The organism is Hansschlegelia beijingensis, from assembly GCF_045505405.1.
GTDB classification, from domain to species: Bacteria; Pseudomonadota; Alphaproteobacteria; order Rhizobiales; family Methylopilaceae; genus Methylopila; species Methylopila beijingensis_A.
In genome coordinates this window covers 1-4546 of the sequence record NZ_JBJKEX010000246.1, presented here as the reverse complement: position 1 = coordinate 4546, position 4546 = coordinate 1, and the positions used below count along the sequence as shown (strand labels likewise).

The 4546-nt window shown below is 67.2% G+C and carries 6 protein-coding genes; 1 reads left to right on the top strand and 5 read right to left on the bottom strand.

Annotated features, from left to right (window positions below; all coding sequences use genetic code 11):
• Positions 1 to 414: 414 nt before the first annotated feature.
• Positions 415 to 1224 carry a TorF family putative porin gene (locus tag ACIKT0_RS13435; protein ID WP_407105827.1) on the top strand — a complete coding sequence of 270 codons (810 nt, stop codon included), beginning with the start codon at positions 415 to 417 and terminating at the stop codon, positions 1222 to 1224.
• Between the two features lie 103 nt (positions 1225 to 1327).
• On the opposite strand, the gene ACIKT0_RS13430 is transcribed toward ACIKT0_RS13435, so the two are convergent.
• The 5 genes from ACIKT0_RS13430 to ACIKT0_RS13410 all read right to left on the bottom strand — a co-directional run.
• Positions 1328 to 1468, bottom strand: a complete 141-nt coding sequence (locus ACIKT0_RS13430; RefSeq protein ID WP_407105826.1) for a hypothetical protein — start codon at positions 1466 to 1468, stop codon at positions 1328 to 1330.
• A gap of 151 nt (positions 1469 to 1619) precedes the next feature.
• The gene (locus ACIKT0_RS13425) at positions 1620 to 2393 is read right to left on the bottom strand and encodes a ferredoxin--NADP reductase (RefSeq protein ID WP_407105825.1); all 774 of its coding nucleotides are present in this window, start codon (positions 2391 to 2393) and stop codon (positions 1620 to 1622) included.
• Between the two features lie 36 nt (positions 2394 to 2429).
• On the bottom strand, positions 2430 to 2768 hold the full coding sequence (gene fdxA, locus ACIKT0_RS13420) for a ferredoxin FdxA (protein WP_407105828.1): 339 nt from the start codon (positions 2766 to 2768) through the stop codon (positions 2430 to 2432).
• 42 nt (positions 2769 to 2810) lie between these two features.
• Complete coding sequence (locus tag ACIKT0_RS13415) at positions 2811 to 3734, bottom strand: ABC transporter ATP-binding protein (RefSeq protein WP_407105824.1); 924 nt, start codon at positions 3732 to 3734, stop codon at positions 2811 to 2813.
• Positions 3731 to 4546: ABC transporter permease (locus tag ACIKT0_RS13410; RefSeq protein ID WP_407105823.1), on the bottom strand; the 816-nt coding region annotated here is incomplete at its 5' end. The genes ACIKT0_RS13415 and ACIKT0_RS13410, both read right to left, overlap by 4 nt.

Genomic DNA, 4546 nt, shown 5'->3' with positions numbered 1-4546 from the left:
ACTGCGCGCCGAAGTTCGCCCCCGGCGACAGGCCGCTGAAGAAGCTCTCGCTCAGCTTCGGAGGCCGGCGCCCGGCTGCGAGCGCCGTCCAGGGCGCAAGCTCCGGTTGCGCCGGATCCGGGGGGACCACCGGGCCTCCGCAGTGACGCTTTCGCAGGCAGCCCCTCGGGGCGTCTAGCGGTTCATTTTTTGATCAGGCGGTTTTGGCTAGACGCCCTGATTTGCTCGGCTCGCGCCGCACAGCACGGCCGGACCGGCTACTTTTTGAGCGACGTTGCTCAGATTTTAGCGCTCAACCGTCTGTGATAATTCTGCAATACTTCTTGTTGCACCGCGATATGCGGCAAGATTCCAGTTGTTCGGCAGAAGACGCAGAGGCCTACTTGGTTTCGCAACGTCTTCGGGGACAGTGAAATGAACAATCTTCTGCGTGCGACCTGCGTCGCCTTCGGGGTCGGCGCGACCGGCTTCGCGATGACCGCCCCCTCCCATGCGGCGGACATCCTGGTGGCCGAGCCCGTGGCGGCGGAGCCGACGATCTGGGACGTGGCCTTCGGGGTGAAGGGCGCCAACGACTACATCCTGCGCTCGGTCAGCCAGACCCGCGGGCACATGGCCGTCCAGGGCTATGTCGAAGTCTCGCTGTTCGACTGGGTCTACGCCGGCGCGTGGGCGTCCAATGTCGACTTCGGCGGCAACGATCCCTCGATCGAGGCCGACTGGTACGGCGGCGTCCGCCACACCTTCGACCGACTGACCCTCGACGTCGGCTATCTCGACATCAACTATGTCGGCCAGAAGGGCGGCCACGATCTCGACTTCTGGAAGATCTACGGCATCGCGAAATACGCGGTCACCGACAACATCACCATCGGCGCCAACATCTACTGGACCAGCAGCTATATCGGCTACAACGTCGACGCCGGCCATTCTTCGCTGTTCGCCAAGGTCGCCTTTCCGGGCGTGCTGCCGAACCCCGATCTCAGCCTCTACGTCTCGGGCGAGCTTGGCCGGAACTGGGTGAAGGAGGGCTTTGCCCCCGACTACACCTTCTGGAACGTCGGCGGCGGCGTCTCCTACAAGGCCGCCACGCTCGACCTCCGCTACACCGGCGCGAACCTGTCCCGCACCGAATGCGCCCTGACGATCGGGCAGCGCGGCTCCTGCGGGGACCGGTTCCTGGTCTCGCTCTCCTTCGACACCTCGCTCTCCAAGATCAAGTAAACCGGCGCTCCGGTTCGACCTGACAAACAGAAACGCCGCGCCCCGAAAACCGGAGCGCGGCGTTTTTGCTTTGCGGCGAGGGCGTTGCGCGTCTAGACGCGGCTCAGCCGGGCGGCGGGAGCATCATGAACAGCCCGCCGGCGGCGCACAGGCCGGCCAATGCCGCGTAACCGGCCTCGAACGTGTCGCTCCGGGTCAGCCACGCCGCCTCGCGCCGGCGCGCGAACTCGCCGAGAACCAGCATGGCCCCGCCGAGCCCCATGAGGCAGGCGCCGATCATGCCCGAAAGGCCCGGTCGGAAAGGCGAGGTTTGGAGGGCGGCGGTGCGAACATGAGGAGCGCGTTGCAAGATCCGCGCCCGGCCTTCGCAGAGGCCCGGTTTCAGCGCCGGGCGATCACTTCTCCACGAAGGCCTTCTCGATCACGAAGTGGCCGGCCTCGCCGTGGTTGCCCTCCTGGTAGCCGCCCTCGATCAGCAGCGCGCGCGTGTCGCGGATCATCTCGGGGCTACCGCACAGCATGAAGCGGTCGCGCTCCTTCGACATCATCGGCAGCCCGACGTCCGAGAACAGCCGGCCCGAGCGCATCAGGTCAGTGATCCGCCCGGTGTTGCGGAACGGCTCGCGCGTCACGGTCGGGTAATAGACGAGCCCCGCCGAGATCATCTCGCCGAGGTGCTCGTCCTTCGGAAGCCCTTGCGTGATCGTGTCCCCATAGGCGAGCTCGGCCACCTGCCGCACGCCGTGCACCAGGACCACCTTCTCGAACCGCTCATAGGTCTCGGGGTCCTTGATGATCGACAGGAAGGGCGCGAGCCCCGTGCCGGTGCCGAGCAGATAGAGGTTCTGCCCCGCCATCAGATTGTCCAGCACCAGCGTGCCGGTCGGCTTCTTGCCGATCAGGATCGGGTCGCCGACCTTGAGATGCTGCAGGCGCGACGTCAGCGGCCCGTCCGGCACCTTGATCGAGAAGAACTCGAGCTCCTCGTCATAGTTCGCGCTCACCACCGAATAGGCCCGCGTCAGCGGCCGGCCCTCGACCTCGAGCCCGATCATCGTGAACTCGCCATTGCGGAAGCGGAACGACGGATCGCGCGTCGTGCGGAACGAAAACAGCGTCTCCGTCCAGTGATGCACATGCGTCACGCGCTCTTCCAGATACTTGCTCATCAGACTCGTCCTCGGAGAGTTTTCGGGAGGCCTGGCTCAGGCGATGGCGGGATCGGCCGCGCCGAAGGCCGCCTCGAGCTTGCCGGGCGCGCCGTCCCAGTCCCGGGCGTCGGCGGGCGGCTCGGCCTTCTCGGTCACGTTCGGCCAAAGCGCGGCGTATTTGGCGTTTAACGCCGCCCAGCCCTGCATGCCGGGCTCGGTGTCCGGCCTGATCGCGGCCGCCGGGCATTCGGGCTCGCACACGCCGCAGTCGATGCACTCGTCCGGCGCGATCACCAGCATCGTCTCGCCGACGTAGAAGCAGTCGACCGGGCAGACCTCGACGCAGTCCATGTATTTGCAGCGGATGCAGTTCTCCGTGACGACGTAAGTCATCGGCATTCAGTCCTCGATTTGGGGAGCCGGGCGCTCAGCCGCTCAGAGCGAGCGCGCCAGATCGTTGTTGTCGAAGTTCGTCGCGAGCCCCTTCAGGGCGTCCGCGTTGATCTCGCCGCCCATCGCCTTGAGGCTCTCCTCGCGGATCAGGCTCATCAGCCCGCGCCGGAGCGCCAGGAACTCAGAGGACATGATCACCGCCGGCTCGCGCGGCCGGGCGAGCGGCACGGCGATCTCGGCCTTGATGGAGCCCGGCCGCGCGGTCATCACGTAGACCCGGTCCGACAGGAAGATCGCCTCGTCGATGTCGTGGGTCACGAACAGCACCGAGATCTTCAGTCTCTGCCACATATTGGTGAGGATCTGCTGCATGATCAGCCGGGTCTGGGCGTCGAGCGCGCCGAACGGCTCGTCGAGCAGCAGGATCCGTGGGCCGGTGGCGAGCGCGCGCACGATGCCGACGCGCTGCTTCATGCCGCCCGACAGCGCCTCCGGGTAGTGATCCTCGAACTGGGAGAGGGCGGCGAGGCCGAGCAGGGTCCGCGCCTGGCGCTGGCGCTCTGCGGCGTCTATGCCCTTCATCTTCAGGCCGAACTCGACGTTCTGGCGCACGGTCTTCCAGGGAAACAGCGAATATTGCTGGAAGATCATGCCGCGGTCGGCCCCCGGCCCGTCGACCGGCTTGCCATCGACCATGACCGAGCCGCTGGTCGGCTTCAGGAAGCCCGCGAGCGCGTTCAGCATGGTGGACTTGCCGCAGCCTGACGGCCCGATGATGGACACGAACTCGCCCGGCTCCACGGTGAGCGACACGCCCGTCACCGCCTCGGTGAAGCCCGTCGCCGTCTTGTAGCGCAGCCCGAAATCCTCGATCTCGATGCGGCCCTGGCGCTCGCTGCGGGCGTCGAGGGGCGCCTGCGCCTGCCCGGCCTTCGCGACCCGCGCCTTCAGGGAGGTGACGCTCATCGGGCGGGGCTCCAGGGCATGACGAGGCGGCCGAGCAGGCGGATGGTCCAGCTCGAGGCGAGGCCGAGCACGCCGATCGCGATCATGCCGAGGGCGATGTCCGGATACTGGACGAGGCTGTAGGCCTCCCAGGTGAAGTAGCCGATGCCGAACTGGCCGGAGATCATCTCGGCCGCGATCAGCGACACCCAGGCGACCCCCATGCCGACCGTCAGCCCGGTGAAGATCTGCGGCAGCGTCGCCGGCAGATAGACCTCCCGGAACACGGCGGCCTCCCGGGCGCCGAGGCAGCGCGCGGCGCGCACCAGGACCGGGTCGACGGTCGCCATGCCGTGCAGCGTGTTGAGCAGGATCGGGAAGAACGAGCCCAGGAAGGTGATGAAGACGATCGACTGCTCGTTGGTCGGCCACAGCATGATCGACATCGGCACCCAGGCGATCGCCGGGATCGGCCGCAGCACCTCGGAGACCGGAAACACCATCTCGCGCAGCAGCCTGAACCGGCCCATCAGCAGCCCGAGCGGGATAGCCACAAGGGCGGCGAGCGCAAAGCCGTAGGCGATCCGCCGGCAGCTCATCAGCAGATGGCTGGCGAAGGTCGGCGAGCCCCAGGCGGCCTCGGCGCTCGCCAGCACGTCCGCCGGCGTCGGCACGTTCATGAAGCGGACGTAGAGGTCGAGCTTCCAGGTCGTCAGCACGTGCCACGCCAGAACGAACAGCGCGATCGACGCCGCGCCCACCAGGGCGGGCCGCACCGGCAGGTCGTGAAGCCAGAGAACGGCGCGCGAAGGGGCCTGCGGCTCGGCCGCCCG